The 17827-nt window shown below is 60.2% G+C and carries 15 protein-coding genes and 2 pseudogenes; 13 read left to right on the top strand and 4 right to left on the bottom strand.

The features are described from left to right. Window positions 1-128 precede the first annotated feature (128 nt). Window positions 129-869: an SDR family NAD(P)-dependent oxidoreductase gene (locus tag FHX15_RS12785; protein ID WP_184397567.1), complete on the top strand. Its 741-nt coding sequence runs from the start codon at window positions 129-131 to the stop codon at window positions 867-869. A 9-nt stretch (window positions 870-878) separates the two neighbouring features. Here FHX15_RS12785 and FHX15_RS12780 read toward each other — a convergent pair whose 3' ends face one another. Then, entirely contained in the window at window positions 879-1628 is a 750-nt protein-coding gene (locus FHX15_RS12780; protein ID WP_184397565.1) for a GH25 family lysozyme, read from the bottom strand. Between the two features lie 351 nt (window positions 1629-1979). On the opposite strand from FHX15_RS12780, the gene cysS reads away from it, so the two are divergent. From cysS to cimA, 7 genes and pseudogenes are all read left to right on the top strand, one after another. Further along, window positions 1980-3356, top strand: coding sequence for a cysteine--tRNA ligase (gene cysS / locus FHX15_RS12775; RefSeq protein ID WP_184397563.1), 1377 nt, complete (start codon window positions 1980-1982; stop codon window positions 3354-3356). Between the two features lie 123 nt (window positions 3357-3479). Further along, window positions 3480-3674, top strand: a pseudogene (locus tag FHX15_RS12770) (endonuclease domain-containing protein); the annotation flags it as partial. Continuing rightward, window positions 3671-4150, top strand: coding sequence for a GFA family protein (locus tag FHX15_RS12765; RefSeq protein ID WP_184397561.1), 480 nt, complete (start codon window positions 3671-3673; stop codon window positions 4148-4150). The pseudogene FHX15_RS12770 and the gene FHX15_RS12765, both read left to right, overlap by 4 nt. Next, window positions 4150-4635 (top strand): GFA family protein, encoded by a 486-nt coding sequence (locus FHX15_RS12760; protein WP_184397908.1) that lies wholly within the window; start codon window positions 4150-4152, stop codon window positions 4633-4635. Before FHX15_RS12765 ends, FHX15_RS12760 begins: the two co-directional genes overlap by 1 nt. After that, window positions 4632-5108 carry a GFA family protein gene (locus FHX15_RS12755; protein ID WP_184397559.1) on the top strand — a complete coding sequence of 159 codons (477 nt, stop codon included), beginning with the start codon at window positions 4632-4634 and terminating at the stop codon, window positions 5106-5108. Before FHX15_RS12760 ends, FHX15_RS12755 begins: the two co-directional genes overlap by 4 nt. Further along, entirely contained in the window at window positions 5105-6064 is a 960-nt protein-coding gene (pip, locus tag FHX15_RS12750; RefSeq protein WP_184397557.1) for a prolyl aminopeptidase, read from the top strand. The genes FHX15_RS12755 and pip overlap by 4 nt, the downstream gene beginning before the upstream one ends. A gap of 29 nt (window positions 6065-6093) precedes the next feature. Then, window positions 6094-7710: a citramalate synthase gene (cimA, locus tag FHX15_RS12745; protein ID WP_184397555.1), complete on the top strand. Its 1617-nt coding sequence runs from the start codon at window positions 6094-6096 to the stop codon at window positions 7708-7710. A gap of 1 nt (window position 7711) precedes the next feature. On the opposite strand, the gene FHX15_RS12740 is transcribed toward cimA, so the two are convergent. Continuing rightward, window positions 7712-8572 carry a protein-L-isoaspartate O-methyltransferase family protein gene (locus FHX15_RS12740; protein WP_184397553.1) on the bottom strand — a complete coding sequence of 287 codons (861 nt, stop codon included), beginning with the start codon at window positions 8570-8572 and terminating at the stop codon, window positions 7712-7714. A 115-nt stretch (window positions 8573-8687) separates the two neighbouring features. Between FHX15_RS12740 and rarD the strand changes: the two genes are divergently transcribed. After that, on the top strand, window positions 8688-9602 hold the full coding sequence (gene rarD, locus FHX15_RS12735; protein WP_184397550.1) for an EamA family transporter RarD: 915 nt from the start codon (window positions 8688-8690) through the stop codon (window positions 9600-9602). A gap of 193 nt (window positions 9603-9795) precedes the next feature. Here rarD and FHX15_RS12730 read toward each other — a convergent pair whose 3' ends face one another. Next, complete coding sequence (locus FHX15_RS12730; protein ID WP_184397548.1) at window positions 9796-10809, bottom strand: ABC transporter substrate-binding protein; 1014 nt, start codon at window positions 10807-10809, stop codon at window positions 9796-9798. A 486-nt stretch (window positions 10810-11295) separates the two neighbouring features. Then, window positions 11296-11919 carry a TIGR00730 family Rossman fold protein gene (locus FHX15_RS12725; protein WP_184397546.1) on the bottom strand — a complete coding sequence of 208 codons (624 nt, stop codon included), beginning with the start codon at window positions 11917-11919 and terminating at the stop codon, window positions 11296-11298. A gap of 155 nt (window positions 11920-12074) precedes the next feature. Between FHX15_RS12725 and FHX15_RS12720 the strand changes: the two genes are divergently transcribed. The 4 genes and pseudogenes from FHX15_RS12720 (at window position 12075) to pssA (ending at window position 17806) form a co-directional block, all read left to right on the top strand. Continuing rightward, window positions 12075-14069 (top strand): LysM peptidoglycan-binding domain-containing protein, encoded by a 1995-nt coding sequence (locus FHX15_RS12720; protein ID WP_184397544.1) that lies wholly within the window; start codon window positions 12075-12077, stop codon window positions 14067-14069. A gap of 163 nt (window positions 14070-14232) precedes the next feature. Further along, window positions 14233-16110 carry an ABCB family ABC transporter ATP-binding protein/permease gene (locus tag FHX15_RS12715; RefSeq protein WP_184397542.1) on the top strand — a complete coding sequence of 626 codons (1878 nt, stop codon included), beginning with the start codon at window positions 14233-14235 and terminating at the stop codon, window positions 16108-16110. A 127-nt stretch (window positions 16111-16237) separates the two neighbouring features. Continuing rightward, window positions 16238-16942: pseudogene (locus FHX15_RS12710) on the top strand (phosphatidylserine decarboxylase); the annotation flags it as partial. 18 nt (window positions 16943-16960) lie between these two features. Then, window positions 16961-17806, top strand: coding sequence for a CDP-diacylglycerol--serine O-phosphatidyltransferase (gene pssA, locus FHX15_RS12705; RefSeq protein ID WP_184397538.1), 846 nt, complete (start codon window positions 16961-16963; stop codon window positions 17804-17806). Window positions 17807-17827 lie beyond the last annotated feature (21 nt).

The following is a 17827-nucleotide window of genomic DNA, read 5'->3' as shown; positions in this document are numbered from 1 at the left end:
GAATCTACGCATCATGCTTTCCGAAAATCGATTCCGATTTTCGGGCCGATGCTTTAGCGCTTTGACTTTCCTATCTGGGGCGCTTATTGCGCCCCTTATCTTTTCAAGCACATGCGGAGCCGGGGCAGATGAACATCAATCTTGAAGGCAGGATCGCGCTGGTCACAGGTGCATCGCGCGGCATCGGCTATTTCACCGCTCTCGAACTCGCCAAGGCCGGCGCGCATGTGATCGCCTGCGCCCGCACAGTCGGCGGCCTGGAAGAGCTTGATGATGCCATCAAGGCCGTCGGCGGCTCAGCAACCCTCGTCCCCTTCGATCTTGCGGACATGGAAGCGATCGACCGTCTCGGCGGCTCGATCTTCGAGCGCTGGGGCAAGCTCGACATTCTCGTCGCCAATGCCGGCGTGCTCGGCGTCATCTCGCCGATCGGCCATATCGAGGCGAAGGTCTTCGAGAAGGTGATGAACATCAACGTGAACGCCACCTGGCGGCTGATCCGCTCGGTCGACCCGCTGCTGACCCGCTCGGATGCCGGCCGCGCCGTCATCATGTCCTCGGGCGCCGCCCACAAGTGCCGCCCCTTCTGGGGCGCCTATTCGGCATCTAAGGCAGCCGTCGAGGCTCTGGCGCGCACCTGGGCCGGCGAGACGCAGACAACGCCACTGCGCATCACCAGCGTCGATCCGGGCGCGACTCGCACTGCCATGCGCGCACAGGCCGTCCCCGGCGAAGATCCGATGAGCCTGCCGCATCCCTCCGAAGTGGCGAAGGCGATCCTCCCCTTGCTCGGCCCGGGCGTGACGGAGACGGGCAAACTGTTCGTCGTGCGGGAGAACAAGTTGGTGGATTATCGGCTGCCGGGATAGGCTGAGTTCTCAGTTTGTAGCAACGGCTGGGAAGAGACGTGCAAAGCCCGTTTCTGATGGGCACAGTGCATTAAGGTCCACTGCCCCCCGAATGCCGTCCACAGTGCCATTGTCAGCAAATTGCCAGATCGACCAACGGCTGCAGCTTTCCTGCGCAGGCTCCTTGAATACGCTTCGCAGCCAGAGGTAATGATCAGGAAAACGGCTTTCGTTACCTTTCAGATATTGGTCCAAAAATTCCTGCGTGACGTAAAAAATCGGCTTTTCGGGAAAGCTACTCTTCAGCTCGGCAAGGAACGCGTTCACTTCCATCACCATTTCCTCGAGCGTGGGGATCTTGTCGCAATTGCCGACAAATTCCAGGTCGATCGCGATCGGCAAGGCATCCGGCGTTTTCGGCACGGTTGCCAGGACATTCTGCGCCTGATCCCTGCGCGGGCGGCAGAAGGTGAAAAAGTGATAAGCGCCCCTCACCAGCCCCGCATCTCCGGCACGCTGCCAGTTCTCTGCGAACCGGGAATCCCGGTGATCGCCACCTTCGGTCGCCTTTATGATCGCGAAACGCACGTTCGGCTGGGCAGCCACGGTCTTCCAATCAACGGCACCCTGATGATGACTGACATCGATGCCTTGGATCGGATAACGGGTCAGTGATGGATTGTTGAAGCGAAGCATTCCAAAATCGTATGCCAAATATGCAGCGAATGCGACTATCAGAATTGCAGCCGCTCCGATCGCCCACCGGACCAATCTTCCCACTCGTTCCCCCCAACAATTATAGCAACGTCCGCTGGTTAAGGACGATTTGCGCCGCGAGAATGGCGGAAGCTTCAGAGCCTGCACTATATTTTCGCCAGACTTTGGTGCCCGCGGTCGGCGCATCGCAGGGACTAATCGAACTCCCGCCGAATGGGCTATCGCCCCCTTGACCAAACTCCGATCCCGCGCCATAAAACGCGTCATGAAAACGGTTACCTGCATTATTTGCCGGAAGATTATTCGCTAGCCCAAAGCTGGCCTGGCCGTTTTCGTCTCCCAAATGTCCAAGATGCGAAACGCCCCGGCCTGCCGGTGGTGGTATTTTCTGCGTATGCATTTTAGGAGAGTAAAATGGGCGGCACGCCGGAACTGAAGCTGTACAATACGCTGACGCGGGAGAAATCGGTTTTCAAGCCGATCGATGCCGAAAACGTCCGCATGTATGTGTGCGGCCCGACGGTCTATGATTTCGCCCATATCGGCAATGCGCGGCCGGTCATCGTGTTCGACGTACTGTTCCGCCTGCTGCGCCACGTCTATGGCGAAAACCATGTCACCTATGCGCGCAATATCACCGACGTCGACGATAAGATCAACGCACGGGCGCTAAGGGATTATCCGGGCTTGCCACTGAATGCGGCGATCCGGGCTGTGACGGAAAAGACCGAGAAACAGTTCCTTGACGATGCCCTGGCACTCGGCTCGCTGGAGCCGACGGTGCAGCCGCGTGCCACCGACAATATCGCTGAGATGGTCGACATCATCGAGCGGCTGATTGCGCGCGGCCATGCCTACCAGGCATCGGGTGAAGTGCTGTTCGACACGAAGTCGATGGCCGATTACGGCCAGCTATCCAAGCGCAACCTCGACGAACAGCAGGCGGGCGCCCGCGTCGCGGTCGATGCGCATAAGAAAAACCCCGGCGACTTCGTGCTCTGGAAACTCTCCGATGAAAACGAACCCGGCTGGGAAAGCCCCTGGGGCCGCGGCCGTCCCGGCTGGCATATCGAATGCTCGGCGATGAGCGGGCGCTATCTCGGCGACGTCTTCGATATCCATGGCGGCGGCCTGGACTTGATCTTCCCGCATCATGAGAACGAGATCGCCCAGTCGCGTTGCGCCCATGGTACCGATGTGATGGCGAATGTCTGGATGCATAACGGCTTCCTGCAGGTCGAAGGGCGCAAGATGTCGAAATCCGAAGGCAATTTCGTCACCATCTACGAACTCTTGCACACGGAGACATTCGCCGGTCGCCGATGGCCGGGCGAAGTACTGCGTCTTGCCATGCTGATGACGCATTACCGCGAGCCGATCGACTTCTCGGTCAAGCGATTGGAAGAGGCCGAACGCTTGCTCGCGAAATGGCCGGCGACTGAGCCTGGCGATGCCAAGCCGGACGAGACGGTGCTGGATGCTCTTGCCGACGATCTTAATACGGTCGCAGCCGTCCAGGCGCTGCATGCGCTCGCCCAATCGGGCAATAACGCGGTCTTTGCCGCCAGTGCGGCCCTGCTCGGCGTGCTGCCGAAGAAGACGGAAATCGATGAGGCGGTGGCCGCCGAGATCGATGCGCGCGTCAAGGCTCGGCTGGAGCTGCTCAAGGCGAAGAATTTCGCCGAAGCCGACAAGATCCGCGATACGCTTGCGGCCGAGGGTATCCAGCTCAAGGATGGCAAGGATCCGGTAACGGGCGAACGCGTGACGACGTGGGAGGTGAAGCGGTAGGATGGATTGGGTGGCGACACATACCCCCCTCTGCCCTGCCGGGCATCCCCCCCACAAGGGTGGAAATTGGCTGGGGGCGCCGGCTCGCCCTGATCATCCATATCGTTTGGCGAGGAGGGCTCGGCCCACCGACTTATTGTCGAAATTGACGGCTCGCAGCACGGGCTTGCGCATAATATCTCTTATGATGATGCGCGGACTCGACGCCTTCAGTCCGACGGCTGGACTGTCCTGCGTTTCTGGAATGACGAAATTCTCCGAGATCTCGATAATGTTTGCAGCCACATCATCCGCACCATCGGAAAGGACCCGCCATGACTGAGACATATACCGGTGGATGCCAATGTGGAGCGATCCGGTTCCGGGCGCGGGGTACGCTCCCGAGTTCCTCGATCTGCCATTGCCGCATGTGCCAAAAGGCGTTCGGCGCCTACTACGCGCCGCTGGTTTCCGTGCGCGGAATGGAATTCGAATGGACCAGAGGGCAGCGAAAGACCTTCCGGTCCTCGAATTTTGTCAGTCGTGGTTTCTGCGGCGATTGCGGCACGCCGCTGACCTATGAGGCGCCTGATGGTATGGCGGTTGCGGCGGGCGCGTTCGATGATCCTTCTCTGCTGCCGCCAACCACACAATGGGGCGTGGAAGGCAAGATTGGCTTCGTCGATCATCTGCATGAACTGCCGGGCGAACGGACCGAGGCGGATGTCGCCGCAGGCTCCTTCCTCCGCGAGATCGTTTCCTATCAGCATCCGGATCACGACACGCCGGTCTGGCCGCCGGAGGATCACGCGTGATGGAAACGGTGGAGCAAACTGGCGGGTGCCAGTGCGGCGCAGTTCGCTATCGGGCGCGGGGCGAACTCGGCTATCCGCATATCTGTCACTGCCGCATGTGCCAGAAGGCTGCCGGCAATTATTTCATGCCGCTTGCTGCGGCCATGCGGGAAGGTTTCGAGCTGACCCGCGGAGAGCCGAAATGGTTCCACTCCTCCGGCCTTGTGCGGCGCGGCTTCTGCGGTGATTGCGGCACGCCGCTTTTCTACGATAGTCCCGATGCCGACTCCATCAACATCACGCTCGGCTCGCTCGATGATCCGCAGGCGGCAAAGCCGGTCATGCAGTCCAATCTCGACAGCAAAATGGTTTGGTTTCATGCGCTCGATGAGTTGCCTGTCGAACCGGAACCGGAAACAGCCGATCGCGAGGACAGGATCGCAGCGAGCAATCGTCAGCATCCCGACCACGATACACCCGACTGGCCTTCAGGAGCTCATCCATGACAGAGACGACGAGAACAGGCGGCTGCCAGTGCGGCGCCGTGCGCTTCCGCATCACAGGCAAGCTCGGACGCCCGTCCATCTGCCATTGCCGCATGTGCCAGAAACAGTTCGGCGGTTTCTTTTCCGCGCTGGTGACGGCGCCGGAAGACGGCATGGAATGGACGCGGGGCGAGCCCGCCTATTTCCAGTCCTCGATCAATATCGACCGCGGCTTCTGCCGCGATTGCGGCACGCCGATGACCTATCGCCATCCGGGCGGCCTGGAGCTTGCGATCGGCACCTTCGACGACCGCAGCGACCTCGCGCCGCAGATCCAGGTCAATTACGATGCCCGCCTGCCCTGGATCGAGACGATCTTCGACGCGCCTGTTCATAAGGATCCGGACTTCTATGCCCGGCAGGAGGCGATTATCTCCTTCCAGCATCCCGACCATGATACCGCCGTTTGGCCCGCGAAAGGCGTGAAGATATGACCGAAGCGCTGCGCACGCTTTACCCGGAAATCGAACCCTATGCGTCCGGCCATCTCGATGTCGGCGACGGCCATGTGCTCTATTGGGAACGCTGCGGCACGCCCGGCGCGAAGCCGGCGGTCTTCCTCCATGGTGGTCCGGGCGGCGGCATTTCGCCCGTTCATCGCCGCCTGTTCGCCCCTGACCTTTATGACGTCCTGCTATTCGACCAGCGCGGCTGCGGCAAGTCGAGCCCGCATGCCAGCCTTGAAGCCAATACGACCTGGCATCTCGTGGCCGATATCGAGCGGCTGCGGGACATGGCCGGTGTCGAAAAATGGCAGGTCTTCGGCGGCTCCTGGGGCTCGACCCTGGCGCTTGCCTATGCCGAGAAGCACCCCGAGCGGGTGTCCGAACTCATCGTGCGCGGCATCTATACGCTGACGCGGGCCGAACTCGACTGGTATTATCAGTTCGGCGTCTCCGAGATGTTCCCGGACAAGTGGGAGCGCTTCGTGGCACCTATTCCGCCGGAAGAACGCCACGAGATGATGCTCGCCTATAACCGCCGGCTCACCGGTTCGGACCGGGCCGTTGCTCTCGAGGCCGCGCAGGCCTGGAGCATCTGGGAGGGCGAGACGATCACGCTGCTGCCGGAGAAATCGACCAGCGGCAAGTTCGAGGAAGCCGATTTCGCCTATGCATTTGCCCGCATCGAGAACCACTTCTTCGTCCATGCCGGCTGGATGGACGAAGGCCAGCTGCTGCGCGATGCCGACAAGCTGAAAGATATTCCCGGCGTCATCGTCCACGGGCGCTATGATATGCCCTGCCCGGCCAAATATGCCTGGCTGCTGCACAAGGCATGGCCGAAGGCCGACTTCCATCTGATCGAAGGTGCTGGCCATGCCTTCTCCGAACCCGGCATTCTCGATCAGCTGATCCGGGCGACCGACCGGTTCGCAGGCAAACAATAAAGCCGCAAGCGGCGACAGGAAACACCACCATGACACGCGAAAGAATCTACCTCTTCGACACGACGCTTCGGGACGGGCAGCAGACGCCCGGCATCGACTTTTCGGTCGAGGACAAGATTGCGATTGCAAGCATGCTGGACGAGTTCGGGCTCGATTATGTCGAGGGTGGATATCCGGGCGCAAACCCGACCGATACCGCCTTTTTCGCCGAGAAGCGCACAAGCCAGGCAATCTTCGTTGCCTTCGGCATGACGAAGCGGCCCGGTGTTTCCGTCTCCAACGATCCCGGAATCGCCAGCCTGCTGCAAGCGCGCAGCGACGCTGTCTGTTTCGTCGCCAAGAGCTGGGACTATCATGTGCAGGTGGCGCTCGGCTGTACCAACGAGGAAAACCTCGAATCTATTGCCGAAAGCGTCAAGGCCGTCGTTGCCGCCGGCAAGGAAGCGCTGGTCGATTGCGAGCATTTCTTCGACGGCTACAAGGCCAATCCGGAATATGCGCTCGCCTGTGCCAGAACGGCCTATGAGAACGGTGCACGCTGGGTGGTGCTTTGCGACACCAATGGCGGCACGCAGCCACCGGAAGTGCGCGCCATCGTCGAGGCCGTGATTGCCTTCGGCGTGCCGGGGCACTGTCTTGGTATTCATGCGCATAACGACACGGGCCAGGCTGTCGCCAATTCGCTCGCCGCCGTCGAGGCGGGCGTGCGCCAGATCCAGGGAACGCTGAACGGCATCGGCGAGCGCTGCGGCAATGCCAACCTGGTGACGCTGATCCCGACGCTGGCGCTGAAGAGTGCCTACAACACACGTTTCGAAACGGCGATCGACGCCGAACGGCTGACCAACCTCACCCGCCTGTCACACGCCTTCGACGAGCTGCTCAACCGCTCGCCGGATCACCAGATGCCCTATGTCGGCGCCTCCGCCTTCGCCACGAAGGCCGGCATCCATGCCTCAGCGTTGTTGAAAGACCCGCGCACCTACGAGCATGTGCCGCCGGAAAGCGTCGGCAATTTCCGCAAGGTCATGGTCTCGGATCAGGGCGGCAAGGCGAATTTCATCAATGCGCTGAAGCGGCGCGGCATCGACCTCGCCAAGGACGATCCGAAGCTCGATCTCTTGATCTCGATCGTCAAGGAGCGCGAGGCATCCGGCTACGCCTATGAGGGTGCGGATGCAAGCTTCGAGCTTCTGGCGCGACGCACCATGGGCACTATTCCGGACTTCTTCACACTCGACGGTTTCCGAGTGATGATCGAACGGCGCTTCGATTCCCACGGCCGCATAAAGATCGTCTCCGAAGCCGTCGTGAAGATCAGCATCGACGGGCAGACGCTGATGTCGGTGGCGGAAGCCGAAGGCCCTGTCAACGCACTCGACCTTGCGCTACGCAAGGATTTTGGCAAGTACCAGCATGAGATCGACGATCTCGTGCTTGCCGACTTCAAGGTGCGTATCCTCAACGGGGGCACCGAGGCCATCACCCGCGTTCTGATCGAATCCACCGATTCCAGCGGCGTGCGCTGGTGGACGGTCGGCGTTTCCGACAATATTATCGACGCCTCGTTCCAGGCGCTGATGGACTCGGTCATCTACAAGCTGATGAAGAACCGTCAGCTTGCGGGCAAGATCGCCGCCGAATAAGTTAGAAGAGGCCCCAGTCCTCCTCCGAATACCATTCATCCCCTTGTCTCGGCGTCTTCCAGCGCAGCCGCGTGACCTCGTTCATGCCGCCGTGCCGGAAGGTGTCGTCCAGCGCCTTGTAGGTTTCGAGCGTGCCGGTCGCGCCATGGCCCCAGACAAAGATGGTCGGGCTCAGATAACGGGCGCGATAGCCGTCCGGGATGCATTCGATCAGGAAAAAACCGCCACGAGCGCTGAGCGGACGTAAATTACCGTTGCCGTCACGGGAGGGGGCGCTGAGCGGAAAGATCAGCCTGCCGCCGGCGGCGAGATTGTCGATCCATGCTTCGGCCGGCCTGTGGACCGCGAAATTGACGTAGACAGCATCGGCAGGCGATCGCGGCCATTCCAAGCCGTTGCCGCAGATAACCTCGACATTGCCGTAGGGGGCGAGGTTGGCGGCGGCGCGAAGCGCGAGATTGCGGTCGTATTCAATCGCCACCACATGGCCGTCGGAACCAACCAGGTGCGACAGCATGGCGGTGTAATAACCGCCGCCGGCACCGATGTGGCAGACCGTCTCGCCGGGTTTCGGTGCGAGCCAGTGAAGGCCGAGCGCATGCAGCGAAGGGCTGCCGTTGTTGACCTGCCGCCCCTCCTGTAGCGCGATTAAAACATCCTGGTAGAGGATGACGGGATCGGTCGACGGCATGTCCTGATAGCCGAACCCGTTCGCCATGCGCCATGGCGGCGGATCCAGGAAATCCTCCCGCGGCACCGTGGCAAAGACCTTTCGCAGCCGTTCGTCGCCCACGATGCCCATCTTCGTGAGCATCTGAGTGGCATAGGCTTGGCGGCAAATCACCAGTTCCTTTTCGCCCATATTTTGCCTCTACCCATAGCCAGGCAAGCGCCGGTCCATTCAAGGAAATGAATTGGCCTATTCACGTCGCTTAAGCTAATGCGGATCAGAAACAGAACAAAGATGGAAACACCCGATGTCTGCCGATGCAAGCGCCCCCTTGATTAAGAACGAAGATAGTCCACGCGGCTTCGCCTTCGCGCTGACGGCCTATCTTCTGTGGGGCTTTCTACCGATTTACATGAAGGCGCTCGCGCATATTTCACCGGCCGAAGTGATCGCCCACCGCATTCTCTGGTCGCTGCCGCTTGCCGGCATCGTGCTCCTGGTTCTGGGGCGCACGCAGGATGTCGCCATTGCGCTGCGTTCGCCGCGCATGCTCGCCATGGCAATGATGACTGCAGCGCTGATCACCGTGAACTGGGGCACCTATGTCTGGGCGATCGGCGCCGGTCATTCGCTCGACGCGGCCATGGGTTATTTCATCAATCCGCTTTTCAGCATCTTCCTCGGCGCAGTGCTGCTCAAGGAAAAGCTGCAGCCGATGCAGATCGCGGCGATCTGCCTTGCCGGCCTTGCAGTTGTCGTGCTCGCCTTCGATAGCGGCGGCATTCCTTGGGTGGCGCTGACGCTGGCGATTAGCTGGGGCTTCTACGCACTGTTTCGCAAGACGCTGCCGCTTGGCCCGAACCAGGGCTTCTTCCTGGAAGTGCTGATCCTCAGTCTGCCGGCTCTGCTCTACATTCTCTATCTGGAAATCGTCACCGGCGAAGGGCACTTGTACCGAACCGGCTTCAGCGATACCGCCCTGCTGCTCGGCTGTGGGCTGATCACCGCTGTACCGCTGATGATCTATGCCAACGGCGCCAAGCTGCTCAAGCTGTCGACCATCGGCATCATGCAGTATATCGCGCCGACGATGATCTTCATCATCGCCATTTTCGGCTTCGGCGAAGAGCTCGATACGGCGCGTATGATCGCCTTCCCGCTGATCTGGGCCGGCCTGTTCTTCTACAGCTGGTCGATGCTCAGGACGGCACGCGGGCGCTAGACTCCACGCATTTTTCACGCAACTCCGGGCAAATTGCTGCGGATTTTTGCGCACCTTGCTTGAGCAGGCTGGGCATTTCCGTGCCCTGCCTTCTTGATCGTGCTTGGGAGGGGATCGATCTGATTATTGCGTGCCTGCCGATGTGCCCAGCGGGTGCCGCTCCCGGACGCGGTTCGGGAGCGGCACGATGGCCTTACCTGACGTTATTGACGAATTCCGTCGTGTAAGTCTTCGACAGGTCGATCTGCTTGTCTTTCAGAGATTTCGAAAAGCCCTGCAGGACGGCGAGCACCGTTTTCGGACCATCTTGCGGCATGACGCCATCAGCTGTGAACATAGCCTTGCCGTGGTCGAGAGCCTGGGTGTAGCCGTCCTTGTCGCTGACGTAGAAATCCTTCGGCATCTGGTCGGTGATCTCAGCGGCAGAATGCGTATTGATGTATTTCAGCGTCTTGACGAAGGCATTGGCGAGCTTTTGCACTGTGTCCTTATGTGCGTCGACCCAAGCGGTTTCCATGTAGAGCGAAGCGGCCGGATAAGTGCCGCCAAGGGCCGCGCGGGTACTTTCCGTCGTGCGCATATCGACCAGGATGCTGGCTTCCCCAGTCTTCAACAGACGTGTGATGGTCGGTTCTGTCGTCATACCGGCCTGGATCTTGTCCTGTTGCAGGGCGGCGATGAAGGTTGCGCCCGCGCCGACAGGGACCGAGGTTATATCGGAAAGACTGAGACCATTCTTGACCGCCAGATATTGTGTCAGGAAATTCGTCGATGATCCCAATCCGGTCACGCCAAGGCTCTTGCCCTTGAAATCTGCAACCGATTTAATTTCGGGATGCTTCGTCGATACCAGCTCAACTTCGCCGGGCGCCTGACTGAACTGAACGACGGATTCGACGAACTTGCCTTTGCCCTGAAGATCGATGCAGTGGTCGTAGAAACCAACGACACCTTGGACCGCGCCTGCCAAAAGCTGGTTTTCGGCATCGACGCCGGCCGGCTCGTTCAGAAGTTCGACGTCGAGGCCCTCATCCTTGAAGTAACCCAAGGATTCGGCAAGCTTGGCCGGCAGGTAAATCTGCTTCTCATAGCCGCCAACCATGAGGGTAAGCTTGTCGGCTGCGCTGACAGTGCCTGCAGTCAAGGATGTTGCAGTAAGAAGCGTCGAAAAGACGACGGTGTGCAAAAGCGCGCTTGAAAAACGCATTATAATCTCCTCCGAGTAGTGTGATTTACATCGCTTCCGTCTCACGTCGATCGTGTCTCCTCCACGATGTATCCTTTGCGTAGAGAGCCGAAGCTTTCAGCGAGCTTTCAGGATTCTTTACAAATTCGTAAACAATGCCGACCGAGGGGCGCTTAGGCGTCCTGAATTGCGCTGCGGGAAAGCTCGGTTCGGGTCTTCCTCATATTCGACGGCGGCGAATTTTTAAGTGATGTCGACCAAATCCAGCAACAGAGCGCCTGCGACGTCAGGGTAAGGCCAAGCTCACTGATCGGCATGTGCCAGGACGCCCGAAAGCGGCTGAACAATTCCAGTGGAATGGCGATTGGAAGAAGGGCTGCCGGATAAGGCAGCAGGAGGCCGGGATCCCGCAGCCAGAACCGCCGTGCACTTCTGCCCGAATTGCTCTTTTTCCACGCAATTCCGGACGCAACACGGCTGCACACTTTTGCTGGAATTGCTTGCGAACTACATCTTCGAGATCACATCGTCTTCGCCGCTGCGGTCGGCAGCGAGCTCCGCCGCCTGGGCCATGATCGCCGGGATGATGCCGGAGATCTCGTCGACGACAAGCGGCTGGACGCGATGGGCAGTGTGCAGGAAACCCTCGCTCGTCATGTGACGCAGGAGCTCCATCATCGGATCCCAGAAGCCATTGATATTGGCGAAAACCATCGGCTTTTCGTGGCGGCCGAGCTGCGCCCAGGTCATGATCTCGACGATCTCCTCCAGCGTGCCGATACCTCCGGGCAGAGCAACGAAGGCGTCCGAGCGCTCGAACATCGCATGTTTGCGTGCATGCATGTCAGGGGTTACAATGAGCTCGTTGAGCTGGCCGAGGGAATGGCGAGTCGCCTCCATGTCAATCAGGAATTCGGGAATGATGCCCGTCACCTGACCGCCGTTGGATAGGGTCCCGCTGGCCACAGCACCCATGATGCCTTTCGTGCCACCTCCGTAGATGAGGCGAAGGCCATATTCCGCGATCTCTTTTCCGAGTGCGCGGCCGGCAGACATATGGGAAGGATCGCGGCCCGGCCGAGAGCCGCAGTAAACGCAGATGGATCGAATCGATACAGATTGTTCGGTCATAAGGGAAAAACAACTATTCCATTTCAATGCAGTCAAGAAAATTGACTGAAAAGCGGCGTCCGGAGCTTCTCTAATTGCTTTGAATGCTTGTGGAAAGCAAAGGGAATCGCTAGCAATTTCCAGATACTACGGCAATTTGCCGCTTGGGAGACGTAATGATGAAAAACCGTGCCGGCTTGCTGGCCCTCGCAGTGCTCGTAATCGCAATCATACTGATGGTGTTTTTCGTCATGCCCCGTCTCGGCCCCGACGTGGCGAAAGTGGGTGACGCCATCAACCAGGCCGGCACCGAGGTCAACAACACGGTTAACGAAACGTCTAAGACTTCCCGCCCGGCTGCTGCCGATGCCGCAGCAGCCGCCCAGAAGATCGGCAGCCTCACTGCCGATGCCGTCAGGTCTCTCTCTGGCCTGAAAGCATTGTTTGCCGATGGCAAGACCCCCGCCGCCGATGCGCTTTCAGGCGCCAAGACCGCAGCCTTAAACGCATTGACCGCAATCGTCGACTTCGCGGCCCCCGAAGGTCTCGAAACGACCACCGCAAGCCTCGTCTCCAGGGCCAAGGACGGTGCGGGCAAGGCGCGCGGCATCATCCAGAACCTTCCCGAAAGTGCCGCTGATGCGTTGGCCGCCCTCACGCGGGCCGAAGCCGCGCTGACCGGCGCGACCGAGCCTGCGGGCACTACCGATACCGCTTCCAGCGGAGGACCGAAGATTCCCGCATTCGACGTCTTGCGCGTAGAGCCCGATGGCTCGACCGTCATTGCCGGTTCGGCAGAGCCGCATGGCAAGCTGGAAGTGCTCGACGGCGACAAGGTGGTCGTAACGACCGATGTCGACGGCGCCGGCGATTTTGCCGCCGTTCTCGACAATCCGCTTCCCGCCGGCGACCATCAGCTCGTGCTGAAAGTGACAGGCAAGGATGGCAAGACCACCCTTTCTGAAGAAGTCGCGACCGTTTCCGTACCCAAGGATGGCAGCGGCAACGAGCTGCTTGCCATGGTCTCCAAGCCTGGCACGGCGAGCCGTATCATCACGGCCCCGAAGGCTGAGATCGCCAGCGCCGAGCCGCCGAGCGCCAATGACGCATCGGCAGCGGCTACCGGAGCCAACGATCAGGTCGCAATGCAGGCTCCGAATATGCCTGCAAGCGCAGGCGATACCGCCAAGATGGCCCCTGCAGTTCCCGGGACCCAGCAGGGCGGCGATAACCAGGCTGATGTAGTCATCAGCGCTGTCGAGATCGAGGGCGACAAGATTTTCGTTGCCGGTACGGCGCCCCCCAATGCCAAGGTCGTCGGTTATGCCGATGATGCTCTGATCGGCAAGGACACTGCTGGGTCGGACGGCCATTTCGTCATCGAGGGTGTGAGGAACCTATCGGTCGGCGATCACAAGATCCGCGTCGACGTCACTGATGGCACTGGCAAGGTGCTCGTACGCGCCACCGTCAATTTCAATCGTCCCGCGGGCGACCAGGTCACGGTTGCCGCCCAGTCCGGCAGCAATGCAAGCGCCAATCAGGCCATAGTGCCGCTCGATGAAGGCCAGCTGGGCAAACTCAAGGGCGATGCAACGAAGGCCTTCAGCCTGCTGAAGAGCCTGTTTGCGGATGGCAAGGTGCCGGGTGCGGAACAGCTTGCAGCGGCACGCTCGGCAACCGAATTCGCTCTGCGCTCGCTTGTTGACTTCCATCCGGCGATCGATGCGACCGATGCCTTCAAGCAGGCATCGGCATCCGCCTCGCAGATTGCCTCGAACGCTCTTACAGTGCTGCAGGGTCTGCCCAAAGATGCGAAATCAGTCGGCGCGGCGCTCGACCAGCTCGGCGGGATCATCGCCCAACTGACGGTTCCCGCTGCCGCGCCGTCGAACGAGCTATCCGCCGCCGGCCAGCCGAAGACGATCGAACAGGCGCCGCTGACGGCAAACAACAATGCGGTCATCATCCGCCGCGGCGATACGCTGTGGCAGATTTCCCGGCGCACCTACGGCCTCGGTGTGCGCTATACGACGATCTACATCGCCAATGAGGACAAGATCCTCAATCCGGACCGCATCCGTCCAGGCCAGGTCTTCGGCCTTCCGAAGGATGCGCTTCCGAATGCCGAGGAGCTGCATCGCAAGCGGCTCTCGGGCGGGCATCTCTAAATCAAGAAACGGCGGCCCATCGGGTCGCTGTTTTCGTTAGGACCGACGCGCAACAGTACGCTTATAAAATCGCTCTCAATGTTGTATTCCGCCTGCCGGTATCATATCTCGCGGGAACGGCGACAGGCCGCGGCAACAGCAGCCTTCCGGGCTGGAGACAGGCATGGCAAACGGCAAGACAGTTTCGGATTCCAACCTGCTCGGAACGCTCTACAATCTCTGGCCCTATATGTGGCCGGAGGGACGGCCGGATCTAAAGATGCGGGTCGTATGGGCTTCCGTCTACCTCCTCGTATCGAAGTTCGTCCTGCTGCTGGTGCCTTATTTCTTCAAATGGTCCACAGATGCGCTGAACGGCAGGATGGACCTGCAAGGATCCCTGCCGCCGCTGCTCATCGGCGCCACTGCCCTCGTCATCGCCTATAACCTGACGCGCCTCATCCAGCTCGGCCTCAATCAGCTCAGAGACTCGCTCTTTGCCAGCGTCGGCCAATATGCGGTGCGCCAGCTCGCCTACCGCACCTTCGTGCACATGCATGAGCTTTCCCTGCGCTTCCATCTGGAGCGCAAGACGGGCGGGCTTTCGCGCATCATCGAACGCGGGACCAAGGGTATCGAAACGATCGTGCGTTTCACGATCCTGAACTCTATCCCGACGGTTATCGAATTCCTGCTGACGGCAGCGATCTTCTGGTGGGGCTATGGCTTCTCCTATCTCGCCGTCACCGCCTTCACAGTCTGGGCCTATATCTGGTTCACGATCCGCGCATCCGACTGGCGCATCTCCATCCGCCGGGCGATGAACGACAGCGATACGGACGCCAATACCAAGGCGATTGATTCGCTCCTCAATTTCGAGACCGTCAAATATTTCGGCAATGAGGAGATGGAGGCCAAGCGCTTCGACAAGTCGATGGAGCGCTATGAAAAGGCTGCGACCGACGTGTGGACCTCGCTCGGCTGGTTGAACTTCGGCCAGGGCGTGATCTTCGGTATCGGCACGACCATCATGCTCGTTCTCTCTGCCTGGTCGGTGCAGCGCGGCGACCATACGGTCGGCGATTTCGTCTTCGTCAATTCCATGCTGCTGCAACTTTCTGTGCCGCTGAATTTCATCGGCTTCGTCTACCGCGAAATCCGCCAGGGGCTGATCGACATCGAGCAGATGTTCGACCTTCTGGAAGTGAAGGCGGAGGTTCTGGACGCGCCAGATGCGAAAGACCTTGCGATCGGCCAGGGCGCCATCTCCTTCAAGGACGTGCATTTCGCCTATGATCCGGCCCGGCCGATCCTGAAGGGCATTTCCTTCGAGGTGCCGGCCGGCAAGACGGTTGCGGTCGTCGGTCCCTCGGGCGCCGGCAAATCGACGCTGTCGCGGCTGCTCTACCGCTTCTATGACATCCAGAGCGGCTCGATTACGGTCGATGGGCAGGATATCCGCAAAGTCACACAGAAGAGCCTCCGTTCGGTGATCGGCATGGTGCCGCAGGATACGGTGCTGTTCAACGATACCGTCGCCTATAACATCCGCTACGGTCGCCCGTCAGCCAGCGAGGCCGACGTGAGGCAGGCCGCCGAAATTGCCCAGATAGGGCATTTCATCGAGACGCTGCCGGAGGGCTTCGAGACCAAGGTCGGCGAGCGCGGCCTGAAGCTTTCAGGCGGCGAGAAGCAGCGCGTAGCGATTGCCCGCACGATCCTGAAGGCGCCGCCAATCCTAATCCTCGACGAGGCCACTTCGGCGCTCGACACGACGACGGAGCGGGAAATCCAGACCGCGCTCGACGTCGTCTCCAAGAATCGTACGACGCTGGTCATCGCCCACCGCCTCTCCACCGTGATTGGCGCAGACGAAATCATCGTCTTGAAAAGTGGCGAGATTGCCGAGCGCGGCACACATGCCGCCCTTCTCGAACAGAACGGTCTTTATGCCTCGATGTGGAACCGCCAGCGCGAGGCAACGCAGGCCGAAGAGCATCTGAAGCAGGTCCGCGAGAGCGACGAGCTTGGTATCGTCAACAGGCTGGCACCGGCGAGCTGACCTCCAAACCGGCAAATGGGCGTTTTGTTGTTCAGAACCAGCGCATGGTAGATTGCCTGATATCCGTGGCATTGCTCCTCCGGTCGTTTTTATGTAACCAGCGGATACGAAAAACGACAGGAGCCCGGCACACATGAGCTTGTTCGATACGGTTCGCAACACGATCGTTCCGGTCCACAAAGAGGGTTACCCCTTCGTCGCCGCCTTCTTCGTCGCATCACTCATATTGGGCTGGATCTTCAAGCCGCTCTTCTGGATCGGCCTCATTCTGACGCTCTGGTGCGCCTATTTCTTCCGTGATCCGGAACGAGTGACGCCGCAGGACGACGATCTCGTCATCTCGCCGGCCGACGGCAAGGTTTCCTCGATCCAGATGGTCACGCCGCCGGCCGAGCTGAATCTCGGAGCCGAGCCGATGCTGCGCATCTCGGTCTTCATGAACGTCTTCAACTGCCATGTGAACCGTGCGCCGATGCGCGGCCGCATCGTCAGCATCAACTACCGTCCCGGCAGCTTCGTGAATGCGGAGCTCGACAAGGCGAGCGAAGACAACGAGCGTAACGGCCTCGTCATCGAAACCAGCCATGGGCAGATCGGCGTGGTGCAGATCGCCGGCCTTGTGGCGAGGCGTATTCTCTGCTTCTCGCATGTCAACGAACCGGTCGATGCGGGCGAGCGTTTCGGCCTCATCCGTTTCGGCTCACGGCTCGACGTATTCCTGCCGGCGAATGCGGCGCCGCGCGTCTCGCTCGGCCAGACAGCGATTGCCGGCGAGACGGTCATTGCCGAATTCGCTTCGGCAAAGGGTCCGGTCATCAGCCGCCGCAGTTAGGTTTCAGGAGAGCGCGATATGGAACCACCCTTTCCGCCCTTCGAACCGAACGGCCCGAACGACGATTCCGCCCGCGGGCCGCGTCTGCGCGAGATTCCGATCCGGCTCGTCGTTCCGAACCTGATCACCATCCTTGCCATCTGCGCCGGCCTGACCGGTATCCGCCTCGCCTTCGAGAGCCGCTATGAACTGGCTGTCGCCATGGTGCTCGTCGCCGCCTTCCTCGATGGCGTAGACGGCCGGATGGCGCGACTGATGAAGGCCACGTCGAAATTCGGCGCACAGATGGATTCACTTGCCGACATCGTCAATTTCGGCGTCGCCCCTGCCCTCGTGGTCTATGTCTACGCGCTTGACGAAGCGCGCTCGCTCGGCTGGATCGCAGCGCTCATCTATGTGATCGCCGCCGGCCTGCGGCTCGCCCGCTTCAATGTGATGTCGGAACGCGAGAACCGCGCGCCCTGGCAATCGGAATATTTCGTCGGCGTGCCGGCGCCGGCGGGCGCCATGCTGGTGCTGCTGCCGGTTTATCTCGGTTTCCTCGGCCTTATTCCCGACAGGACCTTCGCCTTCCTCTCCTCGGGCTACACGGTCCTCATTGCCTTCCTGCTCATCAGCCGTCTGCCTGTCTGGTCCGGCAAATCCGAGAGCCGTATGCGGCGCGATCTCGTGCTGCCGGCGATGCTCGGCGTCGTGATCTACGTCGCGCTGCTGATGAGCTTCACCTGGGAAGTGATGGTTTTCACGGTCTGCGCCTACCTTATTTCGCTGCCCTTCGGCGCGCGAAAATGGAAGCGCAAATATGGCACGCTGACCATCGAGGAACCCGGCGTCGGCGAGGATGACATCGGCCGTCACATCTGAACGTTTACTTTATTAAGTAAG

The sequence above is a fragment of the Rhizobium sp. BK650 genome (assembly GCF_014195325.1).
In the GTDB taxonomy this organism is placed as follows: domain Bacteria; phylum Pseudomonadota; class Alphaproteobacteria; order Rhizobiales; family Rhizobiaceae; genus Rhizobium.
Note: the sequence above shows the minus strand (reverse complement) of the source record. Positions and strands in the feature narration are given on the sequence as shown.